The sequence below is a fragment of the Hymenobacter tenuis genome (assembly GCF_054780495.1).
In genome coordinates, this window is record NZ_BAAGWF010000004.1 from 1,338,771 (window position 1) to 1,361,168 (window position 22,398).

A 22,398-nucleotide genomic window follows, 5' to 3' on the forward strand; every position below is an offset into this window, starting at 1 on the left:
ACGTTCTGCTGCGCTGGCCGAAGCATCTCGCTCGTATCGTTGAATTAGCGTTACAGCGTCAGCAGGCAAGATGCTTCGGCACGTTGACTTCGGAAAACGACCTAGCCTTCTGTTGAGTTTAGTGCCTAGCTATTTACCCAGTTCAATCTCCTGCGTGTAAAACGTCTTGCCTTCATCGCCGCGCAATGAGGCCGTCACGAAAAGCTTGCGACCCTGCTGCCGGAACCGGAACAGCGCGTAATTCAGCTGATTAACGAGTGGGCTGACGCGGTATTGGTTGGGCTCGGAAGTGTTGTGCGTGGCGGTGTGTGTGAGGCCGCTGGAGGTTATTTCGTACACCGGATACGGCACGCCCGGCACTGGTACCTTGGAAATCTCACCAATATGCCGGTCGCCGCTGATGAGCAGCACGCCTTTGGGCCTAGTGGAAGCTAATAACTCCAGAAAGCGCTGCCGGGCCACCGGAAAATTAGCCCACTTCTCAAAACGGTGCTCCTGGGGCAAAAACTGAATACCCGAGGCAATAAGGTGAGCATCGGCATCGGAATTCTGGAGCTGCTCCCGGAGCCACTGCCACTGCGCTTCGCCGAGCACGTCGCCGGTGGGGTTGGGGTGGTATACAAGAGCCGAGTCACGGAAGAGCTTGTCCTGAAAATACCGGTCATCGAGCAGAAGTACCTTGATTTTCTTGCGGCCGGCTTTGTAGGTGTATGAGGTATAGATGCCTTCTTGTTGGCGGCGCGCACTGCCCGCAGGCTCCTCCAGGAAATCAAGGGCTAGTTGCTGGTTTTGGGCTTTGAAGGGGTAGCTTTTATCGCCGTCGTTGCGGCCGTAGTCGTGGTCGTCCCAGGTGCCAATTACGGTAGTGCCTTGCTCGCGCAGTGCGCGGTAGCCGGGCTGGTTAAACTGGGCCGTGTACTTGGCGCGCAGTACGTTGGGGTCATCAGAGTCGCCGTATATATTGTCGCCCAGCCAGATCCACACGTTAGGCTTCTCCCGTGCAATATCGTCCCAGAGAGGTTGCGGCAAATCGTGGCGGTTGCACGAGCCGAAAGCAATGCGCAACTCTTTTTTGGTTTGTTGCGCCGCGGCTGGTGGCGATGTAAGCAGTAGGGTTGCGGCCGCCACTAGCCAGCAAAAGGTCGTTTTCATGGTACAAAGATGCCTTGTAGGGCCTTCGGGCTGCGTTAAGGCTAGTAATTACCTGTTGAGTTTGCGCAGAAAGCTGTTTTGCCGCTGTATGACAGCTTCTACCCCTATACAAACAAAAAACCGCTCCCGGAGTGCCAGGAGCGGTTTTCAATCATAGGTTCAGCAAACCCGGAAAGCTAGCTTTTGCTGGCTTCATCGAAGCGGCGGCCTACCTCCGTCCAGTTTACTACGTTCCAGAACGCCTTCACGTAGTCAGGACGTTTGTTCTGGTACTTGAGGTAGTAGGCGTGTTCCCACACATCAAGGCCCAATAGTGGTGTGCCGTGCTGAATGCCGGCCACATCCATCAACGGATTGTCTTGGTTTGGAGTGGAAGTAATAGCGAGTTTGCCCGCCTTCTTATCGTGAATCAGCCACGCCCAGCCTGAGCCGAAGCGACCGGTAGCGGCCTTGGTAAACTCTTCCGTGAACTTCTCATACGAGCCGAAGTCCTTGGTGATGGCCGTAGCCAATGCGCCGCTGGGCTTGCCGCCACCTTTCGCCGACAGAATCTGCCAGAAGAAAGAGTGGTTCCAGTGCCCGCCGGCGTTGTTGCGGATGGCATCGGGTTGCTTGCTGGCCGAGGCTAGCAACTGCGCCAGGCTCAGCTTTTCTTCGGGCTTGCCTACCACCGCTTCGTTGAGCTTCGATACGTAGGTTTTGTGGTGCGCATCATGATGGATTTCCATCGTTTTGGCATCAATATGGGGCTCCAGCGCATTGAAAGCGTAGGGCAGCGCGGGTAGCGTAAACGGGCCATCGGCCATAGGAGTGGCCCGGGCTTCGCGGAGTAGCTTTTCTTCGTGAGCGGCAGCCAGGAGGGCGGGGCTTACAAGGGCACCCACCATGGTAAGCACGCCATTTTTCAGGAAATCTCGCTTCAGCATGACAGTAGGAGAGGAGGAAAAGTGGAAGGACAGATTGCCGGCCAAACGCTGGCAGTATGCCCTAAGGTACATTACTTACCCACATTAAGGCTTTCCAGTTGCGTTTGCGGGCTACTTTTGTGCAGGTGGGCACGGTTTTGGGTCGGGCCTGCGTTAGGTAGAAGCGCTCTGCCTGCTTTGTCTTTTCCGCTGCTTATTTCTGTACCGATGCTTGATCTTCTGGCCGTAGCCTCTCCACGACTTTCTTTGAGCCGTTTTCCGCTTGCGTATGTGTTGCTAGCCCTGTTGCTGAGCGTAACCCAGCTCAGCCAAGCCCAGGTGCAGTTACGCGGCACCGTGCGCGACAAAGACACTAAAGAAGCGTTGCCTTTTGCCAGTGTGGCCGTGCCCGGCACTAGCAACGGCACTACCACCAACCTCGAAGGCGAGTTTACCATTACAGTGGCCAAGCTGCCCGTAGTATTACTGGTTTCGGAGTTGAGCCACGTACGCGACACAGTGCGGGTAACTTCCGGCGCCGATGCCCTAACGGTAGCTTTGGCCCCTGCTACGGTAGTGCTGCCCGAAGTGAAAGTAGGCAGCTATGCCTATCAGCTCGTTGACCGGGCCTACCGCAACCTGCAGCGCAACTACCGCCGCCCCTACTACGGCAAGGCCTTTTACCGCCAGATAACTCGCATCGATAATGCGCCTACGGAGTTGCAGGAAGTAGTCTGGAACGTAAAGTCGAACCCAGCCCGCATTGAGGGGACTACGGTGGCCCAGGGCCGCTATGCCGCGCGCCCGGCTCTCACCAACTTCAGCAACTTCTCTATTTATACCCGCTCCTTTGGCCTCTTTGATCCGCGCCAGGACAGCACTAGGTCTCTGGCGCTGCTCAGCCCGAATGTGGAGAAAAACTACCTGCTAGAGCTGGTTGGTATTGTGGGCCAAGACTCAACAGGAGGAGTAGCCGAAATCAAGTTTGAAACCCGCCCTGAGCTGACCAAATACCGCTCGCAAGGCACCATCTGGGTGGATATCGACAGCTACCAGGTGATGCGCTACCACATGACGACTCCCAACTTCACGGCGGCTTCCAACAACCCCAAGCAGAAGTACCGCAACCCCAAGCTGGATATTGAAATGACCTTTCAAGATGGCGAAGCGACCATTGCACCGCTGGAACTCATGAAAGCCAGCCTGACCGCCGAACTAGTAGAGCCCGGCAAGCCTACCGCTAATATCAACGTGTCGTCGTTTACGTTCTTTTTTGAGCAGGATACCAAGCCTACAGGCATTCGCTATGCCCCCGTGAGTGTGGATGACCGCGACCTAGATGCCATCAAGGCCAAGCCTTACGATCCGGAGTTCTGGGCCAACAACCCAGTCGTAAAACGCACTCCCGCCGAAGACGAAGTAATTGCCGCTTTCGAGCAGAAAGGAGCCTTCGGGACCATGGTGAAGAAAGCCGCCCCCAAAGCCGATGTCCGGATTCGGGACGGCCGGATAGAGTAGCCGACTCAGAAACAGAAAAAGGCTTGCATATGCAGGCCTTTTTCTGTTTTACTAGGTACTTAAGCGGCCGGAACTGCCTAGGGGTTGGTGCTCCACATGCCGGCTTCCTTGATAAAGATGCGGCGGTTGAGCTTCAGCTGCGAAACAATGAACTCGGCTAAGTCCTCGGGCTGCATTACCTTTTCGGGGTTACCATCGGTGAGGTTATTGCCGATGGCTAGCTCCGTAGCCACCGTGCTGGGCGTAAGCGCCGAAACCCGGATGTTCTGCTTGCGCACTTCCTGCATCAACGACTCTGTAAGGCCCAGGATGGCAAACTTAGAGGCACTGTAGGCGCTAGTAGTAGCGGCGCCGCGCTGGCCTGCCGTGGAGGCAATATTGATGATATCGCCGGTTTCGCGCGCAATCATCTGGGGTAGCACGGCCCGGGTGGTGTAGTACGTACCCATCAGGTTTACCTGAATAATCTTTTCCCACTCGGCGGGGTCCATGTCTACTAGCTTGGCAAACGTGCCAATGCCGGCGTTATTAATCAGAATATCAAGGCTGCCTAGCGTGCTGAGAGCTTGGTTAACTGCCGCTTCTACGGCCGCCCGGTCGGCTACATCGGCTACCAGCGTAACGGCCTTCACGCCCAAGGCTTCAATTTCTTGCGCTACCTCACGCAGCTGGCTTTCCGTGCGAGCCAGTAGGGCCACGTTCACGCCTTCTTTGGCCAGAGCCAGAGCTATTGCTCGTCCGATACCTTTGCCAGCGCCTGTTATCAGCGCATTTTTACCTGTAAGTGCTTCCATGTTTCAAGTTGTATAACCGAAGTATCGCTGTATAACTCCGAAATGTGATTTCGGTTATAGCGCTGCTTCCAACTTAATGCTACAGTTAGCACATCAGGCTTTAGATATTTCGTTGAGCAGCCATACCTGCCCTGAAGCTGCTAGGGTGGTATCTTTTTTAAACCAGTTATCAGAGGTTAGTAGGCCCTACTTACTGGAATTTTTGGGTTTATACAAAGATTTTTTTGTCCTCTTACCTGTTGAGGCTATTGTATATTAGTTAAAATATATGTAATAAAAATTATAAAAAATATGTCTAAAAAACGTATAGATAAACAATGGCAGTGAAAAAATAATATATGACGACAGGCAAATAAATGATAATAGTTATATTTATATAAATCAATAAACTGCCTAGGGTCTGTCTGTGGTAGGCATCACAATGTAAGGATAATCGTACAAATGCCCAGTATAGAGCACTACTGTTTGGCATTAAATACGAATCCAATGAAAACGAATATACTCTCTTTTGTCCTGTTTTTGGCTGGCACCTTAGGCGGTCTTTCTCAAACTCAGGCCCAGGTCAGATTTGTCTCGACAAGTGAAGGCAACTGGAACAACCCAGCCATTTGGGAAGTAGATGGCGTGGCCGGCACCCAGCGCTACCCCGGCGACTCAAAAAGCAGCTCCGATGAGATTGTAGTTATTGGGTCGGCGGTGAAGCTAACCCAGAACTACGCCGTAACCGGTAAGGCCGGAATGCTCACCATCACGGAAAACGGTTCGCTTACTGAAGACCAGGCGGGCCGCAAGCTGGACTTTGGCAGCCAGAGTGGCCCTGATCAGCTTCGGCTGGTAACTAACGGCCCTCTCACGGTTTCATCGTTGAACTTCTACAAAGCCGACGCGGACATTAATGCTCCGCTAGAAGCGGCCTGTAGCATCATGCTGGCTAACCAATCGACGCTAAACGTGGAAAGCCGCGTGAGCATAGAAGGCAACCTCGTGCTGATGCAGGGCAACAACAGCATCACGAATGAGTCGGGTACGGTAGAGGGCACAGGCGAACTGGCTATTGAGGGCTGCGTAATGACCCGCGGCAACGGGGCCGGCCTGGTAAAAGGCTTGTTTGATGCCGGCCTGAAGGTGTGCATCAAAGGCCAAAGCTCCGACTGTGGCATTGCCGAACTTCAGAACATGGATTGCAACTCCTATGCTCTGGAAGCCATTACGGTAAATGGCTGCGCCGGCCCGCTGCCAGTTCAGCTGGTAAGCTTTGATGGTCGCTTGCAGGGCAACCGTGTGCAGCTCAACTGGAGCACCGCCGCCGAGCTACAGTCAGCCAGCTTCACGGTGCAGCGCTCCGCTGATGGCAAGTCGTTTGAGGATGTAGCTACCGTACGCGCCGCTGGCACCAGCACTTCGGTGCGCAACTACACCGCTACGGATGCTAGCCCCCGCCAAGGCGTGAACTACTACCGCCTCCGCCAGACTGACCTCGATGGAACTACGGCTTACTCGCAGGTGGTGCCGGTAGAGGTGAGCAGTGCCCGCCTAGCCCAACAGGCAATGTCAGTGTACGGTAATCAGTCGGTGATGAACATTGACATGCAGATTGGCGGCGTTTGCCAAAGCATTAGAATTATGGATAACATGGGCCGAGTGCTGCGCACGGAGCAGCTGCCCGCCGGCACTACCGGTGCCTTTAGCCGCCAGGTAACCCTAGGCCAGCAAGCTCCCGGTGGTGTCTATATTGTGCAGGCCTTCACCAGTGAGGGAACCGTAAGTCAGCGGGTACTGCTGCGCAACGAGTAGGCCCTGCTTCCAGAGCCGAATTACAAAAGCCTGACCGTCGGAAAGCCTATTTCCGACGGTCAGGCTTTTTGATACTAGGCCCGTATTGCCTTCCAAGTGTTATAAACAGCAAATTCTTGGAGCAGAAGAGCGGTGCAAAGACTGAGAGTGCTTGGGGTTTGGCCGTGGGGCGTTACCTTCCGGCTTCACACCAAACTTTCTCCGGTTAATGAAACGAATTGCCCTGACCGGCCTGCTAGCTGGGGCCCTGCTGGCTAGCTGCAACCAGCAAAAAGACTCCAACGCTACCACCGACAACGCCGTCATGACCTTTGAAAAGGTGAAGGACCTGCCTTCCTTGTTTGACGCGTATTGGGAAGAAAACAGCCGGTTGTTTCCGCTGGAGGCCACTGCCCAAGGCGATAACCGCTACAACGACCAGCTGCCCAACGACGGCACCCGCCAGTTTCGGGAGCAGCTGCGGGCGTTTTACCAGAAGTACCTGACGCGGCTGCAGAAATTCGACCGGGCGGGCTTGTCGGCTAATAATAAAATCAGCTACGATATATTCCGCTACGACCTGGAAAACAAGCTGGAAGGCCTTAAGCTGAACACCTGGATGATACCGTACCAGCAGTTTTGGGGCCTCCCAATTAGCATGGGCCAGTATGGCTCCGGGGAAGGTGTGCAGCCCTTCAAAACCGCCAAGGACTACGACAACTGGCTAGGCCGCGTGAAAGGCTTTAGCGTGTGGGCCGATACGGCCATCAGCAACTTTCGGGCGGGCATGAAGGCTGGGGTGGTATTGCCACGGACCTTGGTGGTGAAAATGATTCCGCAAATGCGGGCCATGGAAACCCAGGATCCTACCACCAGCTTGTTCTACGGCCCCATTACCCGCCTGCCCAACGACATATCGGACGCCGACAAAACCCGCCTGACCGCGGCGTACAAACAGGCCATTGCCGAGAACCTGGTACCAACCTACCGCAAGCTCGCCGACTTCCTGGAGAAGGAATACTTGCCCAAATCCCGGCCTAGTACCGGTATTTCGGCAATTCCGGGCGGGCCTGAAATCTATAAGTATTACGTTAAAACCTGGACGACCACTTCTAAAACCCCTGAGGAAATCTACCAGACAGGCAAAGCGGAAGTAGCGCGCATTCGGGGTGAAATGGAGAAGGTGAAAGCGCAGGTTGGCTTCAAAGGCGACTTGAAAGCCTTTTTCCAGAGCCTGAAAACCGACCCCAAGCTGATGCCTTATAAGATGCCGGAGGAGGTGCTGGATGCTTTCCGGGCTATTCAGGCCAAGATTGAACCAAACCTGAAGAAAATGTTTGGGCGCACGCCCAAAACGCCGTTCGAGATTCGGCAGACGGAGGCGTTCCGGGCCGCATCCGCTTCGGCGGAATATAACGCGGGCAGCCCCGATGGCTCGCGGCCAGGTGTTTTCTACATCCCGATTGTAGATGCCACTACGTTCAACGTCACGTCGGGCATGGAGTCGTTGTTTTTGCATGAAGCCATTCCGGGCCACCATTACCAGACGTCGCTGCAGCAAGAAAACACCGATATGCCGAAATTCCGGCGCTTTGCCTGGTACGGCGCCATGGGCGAAGGGTGGGCACTGTATGCTGAAAGCCTGGGCAAAGAGCTTGGCCTCTACACCGACCCCTATCAGTATATGGGTGCCCTAGGCGACGAAATGCACCGGGCCGTGCGCTTGGTGGTGGATGTGGGTATGCACACCAAAAACATGACCCGCGAGGAGGCCATCAAATACATGATGGCCAACGAAGCCATTAGTGAGGAGGGTGCTACCGCGGAAATTGAGCGCTACATGGCTATTCCGGGCCAGGCACTGAGCTACAAAATCGGGGCCCTGAAAATCCGGGAGCTGCGCCAGAAATACGAGAAGCAGCTGGGCCCGCACAATGACAAGCTGCGTGAGCAGTATGCCGGCCAGCACCGCGCCCACTTCCGCCTCAGCGACTTCCACGACGAGCTCCTGAAAGATGGCGTGATGCCACTGGATGTGCTGGAGCGCAAAATGGATACCTGGGCCGCCAGCCAGAAATAAGCATGTACTACCCCTTTCCACAACGGCTACCCCTCGGATTGCCGTTGTGGCGTTTGGCGGTTTTGCTTAGGGTTTGCTCCAAGCTAGAGGCTAGGGAATAGAGCTGAAGTGGAAGTAACCCAAGAACAGCTTGACACTCTACAATAAGTTGCCCGATAGACATGCTTAGCTATAAACGGCAGTACTGGCAGAAAGCAGGCGAAAAACGCTTGATCTAAAATATCCGACCATTCCGGAGCAGGGCCCGTTAAAAGAGCAAGACATTCTGAGCTTCATCTAGCGCATTCCTTTTCAACTATGAGCAAACATCTTTGGCAAACCGTTGGCCTTGGCGCCCTCGCCGGCTTCCGGAGCATGACGGCGCCCGCGCTGCTGAGCAGCAATCTGCTCACCTACCGGCCCCAAATACTTAAAGGTTCCCCGTTACGGTATTTGCAAAAGCCTCTGGTGGCCCACGGCCTCAAGCTGATGGCAGCCGGCGAAATGGTAGGCGACAAGCTGCCTCAGACCCCCAACCGCATTGCGGCCCCTATACTTTTGGGCCGGGTGGCTTCCGGGGCGCTAGTAGGGGCTACACTCTATAAAATTAACCACGGCAAAACGCTGCACGGCGCATTGCTAGGTAGCGCAGCGGCAGTAGCAGCTACATATCTGAGCTTTTTCCTGCGCCAAAAGGCCGATAAGGTGACGGGCCTGCCCGATGGCATTGTGGGTGGGTTGGAGGACATATTGACCCTAGGCAGCGGTCTGCTTCTTACCAAAGGTACCCACGCCGGCGAACCAGAATCGCGCCGCTGGGCACTGTAAGCAGCTATCAGATTGCCGCCCCATCAAATCAAAAGGCCCTCAGGAAGTATCCTGAGGGCCTTTTTAGTTCGGGTAGCTAAGAAAGCTGAGCGGTTACTGCTCGCGGGTGCTGGCGTTGGCCTCCGAGTTATTAGAGGGAGCAGCAGTAGCCGGCGAGTTAGCGTCTTTCGGGGCGCCTTCCATGGCCGCGTCCACTGACTTTTTCTGATCGACTGGCGAACCGGTACCAATGGGCGTGTAGGCCTCGTCGCCGCCGCTAATGCTGTCGCGGTTGGTGTCCGTTGCGTTTGCAGGCTTTCCCTGTGTGAAGTCCTGGCTGGTTTGCGGGTCTCTTCCGGGAGTGTTGTTATAATCGCAGGCTGTGAGGGCAGAAAGCAGACCGCCGGTTAGCAGTAAAGCAAAAGAGCGTTTCATAGGGGAAAGGTGTAGGTAAGAGAAATCCGAGTGTTAGGTAAGGCTAGTCTCAGCGGCATTTCGGTTGGCAGCCCCACGCACCGGTTGGGCATGTGCGGTGGCCTAGTACTTGCCCTGTAACTTGGTTTCAGAAATGAGCCTACCTAGTAGCCACCGAAAGGCAACCTAGTTAAGCGGCTAAAACCTTGCTTTAGGCAAACGTGCACAGCGCGGCTGCGGTTGCGTTGGAGCTTGTTTGTGCTGGGAGGCGGCCTACCTTTGGATATGTCTGTTTCTGCCCTGATGAACTGGAGCGGTGGCAAAGATTCGGCCTTGGCCCTTTACCACGCCCTCCGCCTTCCTAATCTTTCCGTTACCAATTTACTCACCAGCGTCAACGCACACTATGGTCGGGTATCAATGCATGGGGTGCGGGTTTCCTTGCTGGAAGAGCAGGCTCAGCGCATTGGGCTACCCCTCACGCTGCTGGAGCTACCCGAAATGCCCGATATGGCAATCTATGAGCAGCGCCTGCAAGCTACCCTAGCCCCATTGCTGGCCCAAGGCGTGCAGCAATCTATCTTTGGGGATATTCACCTCGAGGATTTGCGCCAGTACCGCGAGCAGCAATTAGCCAGTATAGGCATGCAGGCCGTATTCCCGCTCTGGCAGCGCCCCAACGCCGATATACTGCGCGAGTATCTTGATCTGGGCTTTCAGGCCGTAGTGGTATGCGTGAATGAGAAGTACCTCGACCAAAGCTTCTGCGGCCGCCTGCTCGATGAGCAGTTTCTGCGCGACTTGCCACCCGGCGTTGACTCCTGCGGAGAAAACGGCGAGTACCACACCTTCGTTTTTGATGCGCCATACTTCAGCAGCCCCATTCCCTTCGAGCGCGGTGAGCTAGTACGCCGCACCTACCAAGCGCCCGCCAGCAGCCCAGCCGCCGAGCAAACAACAGACAGCCCTTTCAATACCGGCTTTTGGTACTGCGACTTGCTGCCTCACTCGTGATGCGGTTTACTCGTTTTCTGAGCTAGTGTCGTCTTCCGCCTCTGCGTCAGTGGCTTCATCCGCGGTAGCCGGGGCCTCAGGTGCGCAGGAGCAGAGCACTTCTTTGGTAGGGCGCACGGTTCGGTAGTCAGGCTGCGTCACCTCTTTCATGTACACCACATCCAGCTGGCGCAGGCGCGGGTGGCTGGGGTCTTCTTCCCAAATGCGGCGCAGGTAGTTGCAGTAGTAGGGGCGCATATAGCCGTTCGAAACAAACAGGTAGTTCTCGGCATATTTGCGCCACCTATCATTTTTGAACAGCGACACTACCGACGCGGGCTTTTGGTAGCTGGTAGGCGCTCCGTCGCGGTTCAGGTCGAGGTGCCGGCCATCTTCGGTGATGCCATCCAGAATGTACCAGCCATCGTCTTTGAAAACGGTAGGCGCGAACATGCCCCAGTGCTGGTCAACGCGCACTAGGTAGCCTAGCCACCGCAACGGCTGCTGCATGGTCCAGCGCGGGCTCACAATGCTGTCGAGGTTCCACCAGCACACGTACAGCAGCACGCCTACTACCAGCCCGTCGCGCAGGGCCCGGAGCAAGCGCCGCAGCCCCGAGGAAACTTCTACGGCCGTTTGTAGCTGGATGGTAGTAGTGCCGCGCCACAAGGCCACTTTCGCCCAGATGGGGGCTAGCCGTGCTACCAGCCGCTGCACCGGAGGCACCAGCCGCCGCTCCAGCCAGTCCATGCTCGCCGCCGGCCACAGCCCCATCACGGACACGATATTGATCAAGAAAAACAGCCCTACAAATAGCGTGAGGCTAATGCCAATATGAAAGCCGATGATAACGCCAATGAACACCCAGCGCCACCACGGCACCCGAAACGGGATAAACAGCGCGAACGGAATTAGGAGCTCAGTGTAAAAGGAAGCAAAGGTTAGGAAGCGCAGCAGCTCAGGGTACGGATAAATCAGGCGCCCGCCGGGCATCAAAATCTGGTCGAGGCTCAGGGCGTAGTAAAGAGCAGTGCCGTCAATGCGCCATTCGGGGCCACTTTTCAGCATGGCAGCGCACCAATACACCAACGCCAGCTGCACCATATAGGCCACCGTGGCCGCACTGAAATAGGAATAGCTGCTGGGAGCGGGCCGGGAGCGGGCATCAAGGGAGTACACGCGCCCCCAAGGCAAAAAGAACCCCCAAAACAGCAGCATCCGTAGCAAATCGTCGCCGCCCTGCAGAATCAGTTGGTTGCGGTTTTGCACCGATATGAGCAGGAGCCAGGACAGGAACGTGGCGAGGCGCGCGTGGTAGCCCAGCAGCAAGGCCACAGCCACGGCCGCCTGCACCAGAAACAGCACGGCCTGCACCTGCCACAACCCACTGCTGTTGTGCAACGAAAACTGGTACGGGTTCCAGCTGTACTGAAACAGCACGTGCAGGGGCATCACGCCCATATTGGAGTAGTGCGCCTCCAGATCAGTGGCCCGAATGCCGATGTCGAGCAGCAGAATGGCAGCCACGCAAGCCCGTAGTAAGGCCAGCGCCCGCAAGTCAAGTACGAAAGGGCGGCGAAGCAACGCCAGTAAGTGCAGCATACCTAGCAGGGGTAGCAGGAATAGGTATCGGAAAGAGGCAAGGTTTCTCGGCTGGAGTGGCCTAGTTAGCGTTGTGTTTCGGCGCCAGCCAACTCCCTGCTACTCGGTATCGGATACAGTAAGAACGTAGATTTTTTCATTGCCAGACCGAATAAATGTGCCTTGAGGTAAAATTTTTGCCTTTCCATACGCAAGTCCTGCCAATTTTGCTGAACGCATCCGGCGCATTTCCGGCTGGCTACCTACTAGGTCGGCTAGGGGCCTCAACCTCCGGGGGCTTCGGTTGAGGCGCTGCAAGAGCGAGCGGCCGGAAAGGCTACTAAACATTGGCCTTAGGCGGAGGGTTTGGCCTTAAAAGTACCCTAGCCGCACCAGCTTACGTAGGAAGCGGTTCTTACTCCCTCTGCTTATGCCTGCTACCATACTTTTCGATGGCGTCTGTAATCTGTGCAATGGCTTTGTGCAGTTTGTGCTCCGGCACGACCCGGAAGAGTATTTTCGCTTTAGCTCCCTGCAGTCGGAGGCCGCGGCCGCTTTGCTGGCAGCCCACGGCAGCGCCCCGGTGCTGGAGCCGGAAACGGTGATGCTCATTGAGAACGGCAAGGTGTACACGCATTCAGAGGCAGCCTTGCGCATCTTGCGCCGCTTGAGCGGGCCGTGGTCGTGGCTGTATGCCTGCATGGTGGTGCCGCGGGTGTTGCGCGATGCCGTGTACCGCATCGTGGCCCGCAACCGCTACCGGTGGTTTGGCCGCCAAGATGCCTGCTGGCTACCAACGCCGGAGCTGGCCGCCCGCTTTCTGTAACTTTCCACCTCCAGATTTCCACCCTACTTATCTACTATATGCAAGCACTCGTGCTCGAAGGAATTGGCCAGAAAGCGGCCCTGCAGCAGGTTCCCACCCCAAAGCCTGGCCCTGGCCAGGTACAGGTGCAGCTGCATGCCGCCGCCCTAAACCACCGCGACGTCTGGATTCAGAAGGGCCAGTACGCCGGCCTGAAATTCCCCATTATTCTGGGCTCCGATGGAGCAGGCGTAGTATCGGCGGTGGGGGAAGGGGTAGAAGCTGGCCTGCTGCACCAAGAAGTGCTGATCAACCCAGGTCAGCAGTGGGGCAACAACCCCAATGCCCAAGGCCGCGACTTCCAGATACTAGGGCTGCCGCAGGACGGAACCTTTGCTGAGTTTGTATGCGTGCCCGCCCAATACGTGCATAAAAAGCCCGCGCATCTGAGTTTTGAGCAAGCCGCGGCGCTGCCTTTGGGCGGCGTTACGGCGTACCGGGCGGCTTTCACGCGCGCCAACCTGCAGCCCGGCGAGCGGGTGCTGATAAGCGGGGTAGGTGGCGGCGTAGCGCTGCTGGCCCTCCAAATGGCTGTAGCCATTGGCGCTGAGGTGTGGGTGACATCCAGCTCGGAGGAAAAAATTGCCAAAGCCGTAGAGCTAGGCGCCAAAGGCGGCATCAGCTACAAAACGGAAAAGTGGCCCGCTACGCTTACCAAGCAGGCTGGCGGAGGCTTTGATGTACTTATTGACAGCGCCGCCGGCCCCGGTTTCAACGACCTAGTGGACGCGGCTTTACCCGGAGGGCGCATTGTGTTCTACGGCGCTACGCAGGGCGACATTCCAGACATGGCCGCCCGAAAAATTTTCTGGAAGCAGCTGTCGGTACTAGGCTCCACGATGGGAACCGAAGCCGATTTCAACGCTATGGTTGAGTTTGTTGAGCAGCATAAACTTGTGCCCGTGATTGACGAAGTTTTTCCGCTGGCTGATGCTGAACAGGCGCTACGCCGCATGGACGACGGCCTGCAGTTTGGTAAGCTTGTTTTGTCTATAAAGGGCTGATAATCAATGGTGATAATATAGGTAAAATGGTAAAAAAAGCCGCTGATTTCGGAATGAAAAGAGGCCTCGTTCTGTTACATTACCGACAACTGATACTAGCCCTACTGCCTGATGAAAACGCCTGCTGAATACTTGAATTGCCCCGTTTTTGAGCTGACTTACCCTACTGGCGAAGCTGCTGAATCAGTACCGGTAGTAGCGTATAACGATGCCGTAAATGCCGTGGAAGCTGCCTTGGCCGACGCGGAGAAATACAAATACTTGCTGATGCGGGCGCTACGTCGTTCCGCTGCTCAAACCCAGACCGCGTATCCGGCTATGGCCACGCTGCCGCTAGCTGAGGAAACCCCTGAAACCCAAGTGTGGCCGTTGTACCCCGATATGGCCGCGTAATACTGATAGACAATGGACTACAAGAAAGCCGCCCCTGATCAGGAGCGGCTTTCTTGCTTTTCAACGGTCGGAGTGAAGGCCGGGTACCTGTGGCGTTACTGGATTGCGCGCATGCGGGAGCCTAGCTCCTGGGCTAGTGCTACTACCTGCATCCGTAGTTCAGGTACGGCCGTCGACTCGAAGAAAGCGGGGCGCCTGCTAGGCCCTAGGGTAAACAAAAGTGGCGAGGCTGCTCCGGCGGCATTCAGCAAAGCGCCGTGCTCATCTGTCTGGATGCCCAACCGCAAGGCATCAGGCTGCAGATGGCCGCTTTCGCGCAAGCTTATGACGGCCGGGTTGGCAGTGCGGCTGTAGTCCAGCAAAGGTCCTGTGCAGGTGATGACGTGCTGAGCGCTTAGGCGGCGCTCCGGCGCACTGCCCGATTGGATAACGACAGAAAAGCCGGACTCCGTTACCTCAATGTGTTGAACGCGCCCTTTTTCTTGGTGTAAGAGGCCTTCATGAAACATTTGCTGCACAGTAGCGGCACTCTGGGGTGGGCACCGGTGCCGTATCACCGACCAGAACCCCGCCAGATGCCGAAGAAAACGGTCCTGCTCTACCAAAGGCCAGGCTGCCCATATGTGGCCCAGATCAGGGCGCATAGAGTCAATAACGGCCCGCCAGTCGAGGCCCTGTTCCTTGGCTGTTTGCACGTGGCGGCGCACTACCCGCACTACCTCGCCTACGCTCCGCAGGCCAGCCAGCTCCGAGGCATAAAAACTCGGGTAAGCGCCCGTTGGTTTCGTGTGCTCTCTCGGCCACCGGCCATGGCCCGAAACCACCGTAATGGTTCCTTGGTGACCATCGGCCCGGAGGCCCATCAGCATATCAACGGCAGTCAGGCCCGTACCAATTATCAGGACGGTGTCATCGGTTCTGATGGTTTCAAGTGCGCCCGGAGCCCAAGGGTTGCCGTGGTAGTTAGGGTGGGTGAGGTAACTTAAATCGGAGCGGGTGGGGGGCAGGGGCGGAAAGTTGCCCAAGGCCAGCACTACATAGTCGCTTATAATTTCCTCATTATTGGAAAGGCGCACCGTAGCCGAGGTACCATCAGCAGCTACCCGCACCGACTTGGCCACATAATTATGCCAGTGGCACCGGATGCCATTCGGCGAGGGCCACTGCAACACCTGCCCGATGAGTTGCTGCAGGTACCGGCCATACGTTTGGCGCGAGCAGAACTCGCTGGGGCACTGCGGCTGGTTGGTGGCGCGCAGCCAGTTGATAAAGTGGTCTGGCTGATCGGGAAACGCACTTAGATTCTGGCTCCGGACGTTCAGCAGGTACTCGGCGCGGCGAGCCGTGTACGCGGTGCCGGGCCCGGGCACCAAGCGCGGCTCTACTAGGTGTACATCACAGGCAAAGGGCCGGCTACCTGCCAAGCGGGCCAGCTGCACTGCCAGCATGGATCCGCAGAAGCCGCCGCCCAGAATCGTTATGGTTTTTCGTTGCACCAGCCTGCGGATAGAAGAGAAATGGGGAGGAGAAGTAAGCTGTAAGTACGCCAGATAAAGCTAATTCTGCCAGATTTTATTCTTATGCTCTGTTTTCGGCTTTGGTCCTCTGGAACACCGGTTGGTTGCAGCCAGAAAAGACGCCTTGCTCCGGCAAAAGCAGAACAAGGCGTTGTAATTCTAGGGCTTGCTAGGGTCCGGAAGGGCATCAAACCTCCCTAAGCCAACTTTAATAATAGAGATTAGGCACTAGGTAGTTGCGCACGTAATCGGTAATCCCGTCTTCCAGCTTCGTAAAAGGCCGGTCGTAGCCAATAGCGCGCAGCTTGCTCATGTCGGCCTCCGTGAAGTACTGATAGGTGTCGCGGATATCCTCGGGCGTGTCGCGGAAGTGAATGTCGGCGGTGCGGTCGAGGGCCGCGAAGGTGCTCAGGGTAAGGTCGAGGAAAGTGCGCGCCTCGCCGGTTCCCAGGTTGTAGATACCGGAGTTACGACGGGTTTGCATCAGGAAAAAGCACACTTCTACTAAGTCCTTCACGTACACAAAGTCGCGTTGCTGCTCGCCGTCGGCGTAGTCAGGGTTGTGCGAGCGGAACAAGGTCATCGAGCCCGTTTCCTGAATCTGGCGGAAGGCGTGCAGAATCACCGAGGCCATACGGCCCTTGTGGTATTCATTGGGGCCGTAGACGTTGAAAAACTTCAGCCCAGCCCAGAAAAACGGCTTTTCCGGCTGCTGCACAGCCCAGTTATCGAAGTCGTTTTTGGAGTCGCCGTAGGGGTTTAGCGGCCGGAGCAGGGGTAGCAGGGCATCATCATCGGAGTAGCCCAGCGTGCCGGAGCCGTAGGTAGCGGCTGAAGATGCATACACCAGCGGCAATTGGTAGCGGCAGCAAGCCTGCCACATTTGCTTGGAGTACTCCAGGTTCAGCACCTTCAGTACGTCCCGGTTCTGCTCCGTGGTATCGGTGCGGGCCCCTAGGTGGAAAATAAACTCCACCTGCTCGTGATTGCTATCAAGCCAAGTGAAAAACTCTTCCCGGTCCACGTATTCGCGCAGGTGCTTGCCCTTTAGGTTGGCTAGCTTACGCTCCGAGGTGAAGTTATCAACCACCACGATATCGTTGAAATTGGCGGCATTAAGGCGGGTAACAAGACAGCTGGCAATAAAGCCGGCGGCTCCGGTGACGACGATCATAGGGCAGAAAGTTTGAATCAAAGGTAAAGCACTCCGGCGGCTGATTGCGTGCGGCGGCTGGTTTTTATACGCGAGGCCAGCTTAAATGCAAGGTTCAGGTTGCAGTAAGAACAGTTCCCGGCCGGTGTTGGCCTAGTAGCTGGGCGTTGAAATCTAGTGGACTGCGCATATTAATACGTGGGGTGGCGCGTATGGCTACCCGCCGCGCTTTACCTTTGATGCCATGCTTCGTTTGCTTTCTTTCTGCTCCCAAGCGCTGGTTTTGGCCGTGCTGGCGCCGCTGGTAGCCTGCCAGCCCGATAAGGCGACATCGACTACTAGCCCTACGGCGTCCGCCACCTCTCCCCAGCAGCTTCAGGATGACTTAGGCCGCCAGCTCACGATACCGGCCAACCCTCGGCGCATTATGGCCCTGGCCGCTTCTATGACGGAAATGCTGTACGCCGTAGCCGACACCAGCACCATCATCGGGCGCACGGAGCATTGCGATTTTCCCGCCGCAGTAGTCTCTAAGCCCATTGTTACTACCTACCCTCTCGACTTTGAACGCCTGGTAGCGCTGCACCCCGATGTTATTTTTACCACGGATGGCATCACGTCCTTGGCTGATGCGGCGCGGCTCCAGGAGCTGGGCATTCCGGTATATTATCAGCGCTACAACACCGTAGAGGACTTGTTTCAGGGCCTCCAAACCCTAGGGCGGATTCTGGGCCGCAAGCCACAAGCCCAGCGGGTGGTGGACTCGTTGCGCACGGAGCTAACCCACGTTACTAGCCCCAAACCAGCCGGCAGGGCGCCGCGCGTGCTGGCCATTACTTGGCACGACCCCATTTATGTGTACGGCCAGAATACGCTGTTTACGGATAAAATTAAGCTAGCCGGCGGACAGAACGTGGTGCAGGAAAAGTTTGCGCAACCCTACCCAGCGCTCAGCCGCGAATACATCCTCAAGCTCAACCCGGATATTCTGATTGGAGGCCGATTTGGCAAGATGGATAGCACATTTTTCAAGCTCTACCCCGAGCTCAAGCGCATCCGGGCCTATCAAACCCGGCAGGTCTATGACGTGACAGATAACCTCATGTCGAGGCCCACGCCGCGGGTAGTACAAGCCGTGCGGGAATTGCGGGCATTGGTGGAACGGGCGCAACCCGCTGCACAATGAACCGCCCGGCTTGGCCCTGGTTGCTAGCTAGTGGACTCCTGATGGTGGCCTTGCTAGCCGTGGGCCTGCGCATTGGCAGCTACCAAACTGATTACAACCTCATCCTGAAGGCCCTGCTGCAGTATGATCCCCGTGACCCCGCCCAAGTAGTGCTGGTGGAGCTCCGCCTGCCCCGGCTTCTCTTGGCCTTGGTGGCGGGCGCGGGCCTGGCCATGAGTGGCTACCTCATGCAGGCCATGGTCAATAATCCCCTTGCTGACCCTTACCTGCTCGGTACTGCCTCCGGCGGCGCGCTGGGTGCCATTCTGGTGTTTGCCTATGTGCCGGCGCTTACCGTAGCCGGAATTTATGCGCCGCCGCTGGCTGCACTGGTGGGCGCGTTGGGCGCTACACTTATGGTAGTGGTGCTAGGCAGCCGAAGAGGACGAATTCTGCCAACCCAACTGCTGCTGGCTGGGGTGGCGGTGGGCTCGTTGGCCACTGCACTGGGTGGTTTGCTCACCTACCTGGCTGCTACCGAGGAAAAACTTCGCTCTATTTCTTTTTGGTCTATGGGCGGATTTGAAAAAGCGAGCTGGACTGTACTGCCGTATCCGGCAGGGGCCTTGCTGCTCGGGATGGGGGTAGTAAGCCTGCGCCGCAACGATCTGAATTTGCTGCTCCTAGGCGAGGAGCGCGCCACCGCCCTAGGCCTTGATGTGGCTCAAACCCGCTGGTTTCTGCTGCTCACGGCCTCGTTGCTGACGGGTTGTGTAGTGGCGTTGTGCGGGCCCGTGGGATTTGTAGGGCTAGTGGTGCCGCACATCACGCGCTGGGTACTAGGCACCGTCGGGCGCGGAAACCTGCTGTTCTGTGCCCTGCTTGGCGGCAACTTCCTGCTATTCTGCGACCTGCTGGCACGCGCACTGTATCCGCCAGCTGGCCTGCCAGTCGGCCTCATCACGGCCCTGTTTGGCGTACCGTTCTTCGTATATTTGCTGCGAAAACAAGGGTCTTAGGTTTTCAAAACCCTGAAGCCAACCAAACCGGGCGCCTTCCGGCTTGTTCGATAGCATTGTATCTGAACCCTGGTTTCGTCCGGCGTAGTTCGCCTCCAAGCATTCACGACGCCAAGACCCCTAGTCCTTTAGTCTTTAGAAAATGGTTTACATCAGCCGACAGGAACACTTCAACGCGGCACACAAGCTCTACAACCCCACGTGGAGTGAGGAGCGCAACCGCGAAGTCTTCGGCCCCTGCGCCAACGCCAACTGGCATGGCCACAACTACGACCTTATTGTGACGGTGAAAGGCAAGCCCGACCCCGAAACGGGCTTTGTCATCGACCTTAAGCAACTCAGCACGGTTATTCGTACCCACGTGGTGGATCAGGTAGATCATAAAAACCTGAACCTCGATGTGCCCTTCATGCTCGGCCAATTGGCCAGCACCGAAAACCTAGTTATTGCCTTCTGGAACATTTTGAAGCCGGAAATTGAGGGCATCTCCACGGCGAAGCTGCACAGCATCAAACTCTACGAAACGCCTCGCAACTTCGTAGAATACTTCGGCGAGGAGTAGGTGATTAGTATAAAGTAAAAGCGAGATGCTGAGCGCAGCCGAAGCATCTCGCTTGCTAACCTTGCCAAAGTAAATCATACGATTATTCGAGCGAGATGCTTCGGCTGCGCTCAGCATGACGTTCTGAGAAGGCGTATTTGTATAGGAACCCCATGAAGTATTACCTGATAGCTGGCGAGCGTTCCGGCGACTTTCACGCCGCCAACCTGATGCGCGAGCTGCGCCAACAGGACTCAGAAGCTGAATTCCGCTTTTGGGGCGGCGACATGATGCAGGAGGCCGGCGGCGAGCTGGTGCGCCACTACCAGGAAATGGCCATCATGGGTTTCTGGGAAGCGGCCACTAGCATCCTGAAGTTTCGCGGCTACCTAAAAGAATGTCAGCAAGATTTGCTTGTTTACAAGCCCGATGTTGTCATTTTAGTTGACTACGCGGGCTTTAACATGCGTATTGCCAAATTCGCGAAGGCAAGCGGCCTGAAGGTGTTCTACTACATCTCCCCAAAAATCTGGGCTTGGAACCAGAGCCGGGTACACAAGGTGAAAGCCCTCGTAGACAAGATGTTCGTGATTCTGCCTTTCGAGGAAGAGTTCTATCAGCGCTTCGAGTATAAAGTAGACTACATTGGCAACCCAACTTCTGATGCCGTAGCCGAACACCAGAAGTCGGAGGATTTCTATGAGCGCAACAACCTCGATCCGCTTCGGCCCATTATTGCCGTGCTACCTGGCTCACGCAAGCAGGAAATAGAGGAAATGCTCTACGAGATGGTAGCCATTCTGCCACCTTTTCTCGATTATCAGTTCATCGTGGCCGGCGTCGATAACCTCGACCGGAACTACTACGCCAACTTCGAGCGTAACAACGTCCGTATCCTCTTCAACCAGACCTACGACTTACTAGCCCACGCCACCGCTGCTCTCGTTACCAGCGGCACCGCTACCCTCGAAACGGCTCTATTTGATGTACCACAAGTAGTGTGCTACCGCACCAGCGCGGTTTCTTACGCCATCAGCAAGGCCGTAATTAAGGTTTCCTACATCTCACTCGTTAACCTTATTGCTGGTCGCGAGGTAGTAAAAGAGCTGATTCAAAGCGACTTCAACGCCCGTAACTTGGTTGTAGAGCTCAAGAAAATTACCGCCGACGAAGCCTTTATAGCCAAGCAAAAATCCGGCTACGCCGAAATCCGCGAGAAACTAGGCCAGCAAAAATCCGCTGAGAAGGCTGCGAAGCTGATGGTAGGGTATTTGAAAGGATAAGCAGTTACCAAATACAGCGCTAAAAAGCCCGAGGGCTGGGAGTCAACTTACTCCCAGCCCTCGGGCTTTTTAGCGCTTTGGTCTGAACGAATGCCTACGCGGCCCTCAGTTGCTTCAGCGCCGTCTGCTCAAATTTGCTGCGGGCATACTCTTCATCGATTACCAACTCTTTCACTCCTTCTTCCGACGGCATATCGAACATGGCATCGGTCATGATGGCTTCGCAGATGCTTCGGAGGCCGCGGGCACCTAGGCGGTATTCGTCGGCTTTCACCACAATGTACTCCAGAGCGCCTTCCGAGAAGCTCAGCTGAATATCCTCCATATCGAAGAGTCGCTGGTACTGCTTCACGATGGAGTTCTTAGGCTCCGTCAGGATTTTGCGAAGGGTGGCGTGATCGAGAGGGTTCAGGTGCGTAAGCACGGGTAGGCGGCCAATCAGCTCCGGAATCAGGCCGAAAGCTTTCAGATCTTGCGCCGTTACATAGCGCAGGAAGTTATCCGTATCCACTTTTTCTTCCAGCTGTGTCTTGGCAAAACCAATGGGCTTGGTGTTCAGGCGGTTTTTGATGATGCGCTCAATACCTACAAAGGCGCCGCCGCAGATGAAGAGGATGTTTTCGGTGTTTACCGTAATCATCTTCTGCTCGGGGTGCTTGCGGCCGCCGTGCGGGGGTACGTTTACGGTAGTGCCTTCCAGTAGCTTCAGCATAGCCTGCTGCACTCCTTCGCCACTCACGTCGCGCGTGATGCTCGGGTTGTCACTCTTGCGGGCAATCTTATCAATCTCATCAATGTAGACAATGCCCCGCTCGGCAGCTTCCACGTTGTAGTCAGCAGCTTGCAGCAAACGAGTCAGGATGCTTTCTACGTCCTCGCCTACGTAGCCAGCTTCGGTGAGCACAGTAGCATCGGCAATACAGAAGGGCACCTGCAAAATGTTGGCTAGCATTTTAGTCAGGAAGGTTTTGCCCGTGCCAGTTTCGCCTACCATAATAATGTTTGACTTTTCAATCAGCACATCATCTTTCTGGGGCTTTTGCATCAGGCGCTTGTAGTGGTTATACACCGCCACCGACATCACCTTCTTGGCTTCATCCTGCCCTACCACATACTGGTCGAGGTACTCCTTCATCTCGCGCGGCTTGACGAGGTTAAACTTCGGGGTCTTGGAGTTAGCCCGAATCTTATTCTCCTCGTTCAGGATTTGCTGGGCCTGCCCCACACAACGCTCACAGATGTGGGCGTTGATGCCGGAAATCATGACCGTCACATCTTTTTTGCTCTTGCCGCAGAAGGAGCACGTAATATCTGCCATTGCCAAAGTAACTCTCAGAGTAGGGGAGGATAGGTAGTTGCTGCTAACCTACCTCAAAGGTACGAAAAGGCCAACGCCCGGCGTCGTTAAAAAAGTGCCGCTGAGCTAGGCCTCTATTTAAAATGAAAAAGCCCGCCTAGGCGG

General features: G+C 55.9%; 20 protein-coding genes. 12 read left to right on the plus strand and 8 right to left on the minus strand.

Going from position 1 to position 22,398, the window contains the following annotated elements; all coding sequences use genetic code 11:
- Nucleotides 1-129: 129 nt before the first annotated feature.
- The gene (locus ACYVGU_RS19235) at nucleotides 130-1,152 is read right to left on the minus strand and encodes an alkaline phosphatase D family protein (RefSeq protein WP_460623378.1); all 1,023 of its coding nucleotides are present in this window, start codon (nucleotides 1,150-1,152) and stop codon (nucleotides 130-132) included.
- A 176-nt stretch (nucleotides 1,153-1,328) separates the two neighbouring features.
- Nucleotides 1,329-2,078: a superoxide dismutase gene (locus tag ACYVGU_RS19240; protein WP_460614274.1), complete on the minus strand. Its 750-nt coding sequence runs from the start codon at nucleotides 2,076-2,078 to the stop codon at nucleotides 1,329-1,331.
- 207 nt (nucleotides 2,079-2,285) lie between these two features.
- Here ACYVGU_RS19240 and ACYVGU_RS19245 point away from each other — a divergent pair, with 207 nt between their 5' ends.
- A complete protein-coding gene (locus tag ACYVGU_RS19245) occupies nucleotides 2,286-3,575 on the plus strand; it encodes a carboxypeptidase-like regulatory domain-containing protein (RefSeq protein ID WP_460623379.1) in 1,290 nt (429 codons plus the stop codon).
- 77 nt (nucleotides 3,576-3,652) lie between these two features.
- On the opposite strand, the gene ACYVGU_RS19250 is transcribed toward ACYVGU_RS19245, so the two are convergent.
- On the minus strand, nucleotides 3,653-4,369 hold the full coding sequence (locus tag ACYVGU_RS19250) for an SDR family oxidoreductase (protein ID WP_460623380.1): 717 nt from the start codon (nucleotides 4,367-4,369) through the stop codon (nucleotides 3,653-3,655).
- A gap of 486 nt (nucleotides 4,370-4,855) precedes the next feature.
- On the opposite strand from ACYVGU_RS19250, the gene ACYVGU_RS19255 reads away from it, so the two are divergent.
- The 3 genes from ACYVGU_RS19255 to ACYVGU_RS19265 all read left to right on the plus strand — a co-directional run bounded on the left by ACYVGU_RS19255 (nucleotide 4,856) and on the right by ACYVGU_RS19265 (nucleotide 9,029).
- On the plus strand, nucleotides 4,856-6,163 hold the full coding sequence (locus ACYVGU_RS19255; RefSeq protein ID WP_460623381.1) for a hypothetical protein: 1,308 nt from the start codon (nucleotides 4,856-4,858) through the stop codon (nucleotides 6,161-6,163).
- A 208-nt stretch (nucleotides 6,164-6,371) separates the two neighbouring features.
- Nucleotides 6,372-8,222, plus strand: coding sequence for a DUF885 domain-containing protein (locus ACYVGU_RS19260; protein ID WP_460623382.1), 1,851 nt, complete (start codon nucleotides 6,372-6,374; stop codon nucleotides 8,220-8,222).
- A gap of 297 nt (nucleotides 8,223-8,519) precedes the next feature.
- Complete coding sequence (locus tag ACYVGU_RS19265) at nucleotides 8,520-9,029, plus strand: DUF4126 family protein (protein ID WP_460623383.1); 510 nt, start codon at nucleotides 8,520-8,522, stop codon at nucleotides 9,027-9,029.
- Between the two features lie 93 nt (nucleotides 9,030-9,122).
- Here the strand turns inward: ACYVGU_RS19265 and ACYVGU_RS19270 are convergent, their stop codons facing one another.
- On the minus strand, nucleotides 9,123-9,443 hold the full coding sequence (locus ACYVGU_RS19270; protein WP_460614280.1) for a hypothetical protein: 321 nt from the start codon (nucleotides 9,441-9,443) through the stop codon (nucleotides 9,123-9,125).
- Nucleotides 9,444-9,707: 264 nt separating this feature from the next.
- On the opposite strand from ACYVGU_RS19270, the gene ACYVGU_RS19275 reads away from it, so the two are divergent.
- Nucleotides 9,708-10,436 carry a Dph6-related ATP pyrophosphatase gene (locus tag ACYVGU_RS19275; RefSeq protein ID WP_460623384.1) on the plus strand — a complete coding sequence of 243 codons (729 nt, stop codon included), beginning with the start codon at nucleotides 9,708-9,710 and terminating at the stop codon, nucleotides 10,434-10,436.
- Between the two features lie 6 nt (nucleotides 10,437-10,442).
- On the opposite strand, the gene ACYVGU_RS19280 is transcribed toward ACYVGU_RS19275, so the two are convergent.
- Nucleotides 10,443-12,017, minus strand: a complete 1,575-nt coding sequence (locus ACYVGU_RS19280) for a hypothetical protein (protein ID WP_460623385.1) — start codon at nucleotides 12,015-12,017, stop codon at nucleotides 10,443-10,445.
- A gap of 409 nt (nucleotides 12,018-12,426) precedes the next feature.
- Here ACYVGU_RS19280 and ACYVGU_RS19285 point away from each other — a divergent pair, with 409 nt between their 5' ends.
- From ACYVGU_RS19285 to ACYVGU_RS19295, 3 genes are all read left to right on the plus strand, one after another.
- Nucleotides 12,427-12,822, plus strand: coding sequence for a thiol-disulfide oxidoreductase DCC family protein (locus ACYVGU_RS19285; protein WP_460614283.1), 396 nt, complete (start codon nucleotides 12,427-12,429; stop codon nucleotides 12,820-12,822).
- Nucleotides 12,823-12,860: 38 nt separating this feature from the next.
- Nucleotides 12,861-13,865, plus strand: a complete 1,005-nt coding sequence (locus tag ACYVGU_RS19290) for an MDR/zinc-dependent alcohol dehydrogenase-like family protein (RefSeq protein ID WP_460623386.1) — start codon at nucleotides 12,861-12,863, stop codon at nucleotides 13,863-13,865.
- A 111-nt stretch (nucleotides 13,866-13,976) separates the two neighbouring features.
- The gene (locus ACYVGU_RS19295; RefSeq protein ID WP_460623387.1) at nucleotides 13,977-14,258 is read left to right on the plus strand and encodes a hypothetical protein; all 282 of its coding nucleotides are present in this window, start codon (nucleotides 13,977-13,979) and stop codon (nucleotides 14,256-14,258) included.
- Between the two features lie 95 nt (nucleotides 14,259-14,353).
- Here the strand turns inward: ACYVGU_RS19295 and ACYVGU_RS19300 are convergent, their stop codons facing one another.
- Nucleotides 14,354-15,754: an FAD/NAD(P)-binding protein gene (locus tag ACYVGU_RS19300; RefSeq protein WP_460623388.1), complete on the minus strand. Its 1,401-nt coding sequence runs from the start codon at nucleotides 15,752-15,754 to the stop codon at nucleotides 14,354-14,356.
- A 229-nt stretch (nucleotides 15,755-15,983) separates the two neighbouring features.
- Nucleotides 15,984-16,949 carry an ADP-glyceromanno-heptose 6-epimerase gene (rfaD, locus tag ACYVGU_RS19305; RefSeq protein WP_460623389.1) on the minus strand — a complete coding sequence of 322 codons (966 nt, stop codon included), beginning with the start codon at nucleotides 16,947-16,949 and terminating at the stop codon, nucleotides 15,984-15,986.
- A gap of 223 nt (nucleotides 16,950-17,172) precedes the next feature.
- Here rfaD and ACYVGU_RS19310 point away from each other — a divergent pair, with 223 nt between their 5' ends.
- The 4 genes from ACYVGU_RS19310 to lpxB all read left to right on the plus strand — a co-directional run bounded on the left by ACYVGU_RS19310 (nucleotide 17,173) and on the right by lpxB (nucleotide 20,936).
- Nucleotides 17,173-18,114, plus strand: coding sequence for an ABC transporter substrate-binding protein (locus ACYVGU_RS19310; RefSeq protein ID WP_460623390.1), 942 nt, complete (start codon nucleotides 17,173-17,175; stop codon nucleotides 18,112-18,114).
- Nucleotides 18,111-19,112 carry a FecCD family ABC transporter permease gene (locus tag ACYVGU_RS19315; RefSeq protein ID WP_460623391.1) on the plus strand — a complete coding sequence of 334 codons (1,002 nt, stop codon included), beginning with the start codon at nucleotides 18,111-18,113 and terminating at the stop codon, nucleotides 19,110-19,112. Before ACYVGU_RS19310 ends, ACYVGU_RS19315 begins: the two co-directional genes overlap by 4 nt.
- A 142-nt stretch (nucleotides 19,113-19,254) precedes the next feature.
- Nucleotides 19,255-19,674, plus strand: a complete 420-nt coding sequence (locus ACYVGU_RS19320) for a 6-pyruvoyl trahydropterin synthase family protein (RefSeq protein ID WP_460614291.1) — start codon at nucleotides 19,255-19,257, stop codon at nucleotides 19,672-19,674.
- A gap of 152 nt (nucleotides 19,675-19,826) precedes the next feature.
- Complete coding sequence (lpxB, locus tag ACYVGU_RS19325; protein WP_460623392.1) at nucleotides 19,827-20,936, plus strand: lipid-A-disaccharide synthase; 1,110 nt, start codon at nucleotides 19,827-19,829, stop codon at nucleotides 20,934-20,936.
- Nucleotides 20,937-21,030: 94 nt separating this feature from the next.
- Here the strand turns inward: lpxB and clpX are convergent, their stop codons facing one another.
- On the minus strand, nucleotides 21,031-22,254 hold the full coding sequence (gene clpX / locus ACYVGU_RS19330) for an ATP-dependent Clp protease ATP-binding subunit ClpX (protein WP_460614293.1): 1,224 nt from the start codon (nucleotides 22,252-22,254) through the stop codon (nucleotides 21,031-21,033).
- Nucleotides 22,255-22,398: the final 144 nt, after the last annotated feature.

Excerpts from the sequence above, each read along its gene's own strand:
- ACYVGU_RS19235 (WP_460623378.1), bottom strand. The coding sequence starts at position 1,152 with ATGAAAACGACCTTTTGCTGGCTAGTGGCGGCCGCAACCCTACTGCTT.
- ACYVGU_RS19240 (WP_460614274.1), bottom strand. The coding sequence starts at position 2,078 with ATGCTGAAGCGAGATTTCCTGAAAAATGGCGTGCTTACCATGGTGGGT.
- ACYVGU_RS19245 (WP_460623379.1), top strand. The coding sequence starts at position 2,286 with ATGCTTGATCTTCTGGCCGTAGCCTCTCCACGACTTTCTTTGAGCCGT.
- ACYVGU_RS19250 (WP_460623380.1), bottom strand. The coding sequence starts at position 4,369 with ATGGAAGCACTTACAGGTAAAAATGCGCTGATAACAGGCGCTGGCAAA.
- ACYVGU_RS19255 (WP_460623381.1), top strand. The coding sequence starts at position 4,856 with ATGAAAACGAATATACTCTCTTTTGTCCTGTTTTTGGCTGGCACCTTA.
- ACYVGU_RS19260 (WP_460623382.1), top strand. The coding sequence starts at position 6,372 with ATGAAACGAATTGCCCTGACCGGCCTGCTAGCTGGGGCCCTGCTGGCT.
- ACYVGU_RS19265 (WP_460623383.1), top strand. The coding sequence starts at position 8,520 with ATGAGCAAACATCTTTGGCAAACCGTTGGCCTTGGCGCCCTCGCCGGC.
- ACYVGU_RS19270 (WP_460614280.1), bottom strand. The coding sequence starts at position 9,443 with ATGAAACGCTCTTTTGCTTTACTGCTAACCGGCGGTCTGCTTTCTGCC.
- ACYVGU_RS19275 (WP_460623384.1), top strand. The coding sequence starts at position 9,708 with ATGTCTGTTTCTGCCCTGATGAACTGGAGCGGTGGCAAAGATTCGGCC.
- ACYVGU_RS19280 (WP_460623385.1), bottom strand. The coding sequence starts at position 12,017 with ATGCTGCACTTACTGGCGTTGCTTCGCCGCCCTTTCGTACTTGACTTG.
- ACYVGU_RS19285 (WP_460614283.1), top strand. The coding sequence starts at position 12,427 with ATGCCTGCTACCATACTTTTCGATGGCGTCTGTAATCTGTGCAATGGC.
- ACYVGU_RS19290 (WP_460623386.1), top strand. The coding sequence starts at position 12,861 with ATGCAAGCACTCGTGCTCGAAGGAATTGGCCAGAAAGCGGCCCTGCAG.
- ACYVGU_RS19295 (WP_460623387.1), top strand. The coding sequence starts at position 13,977 with ATGAAAACGCCTGCTGAATACTTGAATTGCCCCGTTTTTGAGCTGACT.
- rfaD (WP_460623389.1), bottom strand. The coding sequence starts at position 16,949 with ATGATCGTCGTCACCGGAGCCGCCGGCTTTATTGCCAGCTGTCTTGTT.
- ACYVGU_RS19310 (WP_460623390.1), top strand. The coding sequence starts at position 17,173 with ATGCTTCGTTTGCTTTCTTTCTGCTCCCAAGCGCTGGTTTTGGCCGTG.
- ACYVGU_RS19315 (WP_460623391.1), top strand. The coding sequence starts at position 18,111 with ATGAACCGCCCGGCTTGGCCCTGGTTGCTAGCTAGTGGACTCCTGATG.
- ACYVGU_RS19320 (WP_460614291.1), top strand. The coding sequence starts at position 19,255 with ATGGTTTACATCAGCCGACAGGAACACTTCAACGCGGCACACAAGCTC.
- lpxB (WP_460623392.1), top strand. The coding sequence starts at position 19,827 with ATGAAGTATTACCTGATAGCTGGCGAGCGTTCCGGCGACTTTCACGCC.
- clpX (WP_460614293.1), bottom strand. The coding sequence starts at position 22,254 with ATGGCAGATATTACGTGCTCCTTCTGCGGCAAGAGCAAAAAAGATGTG.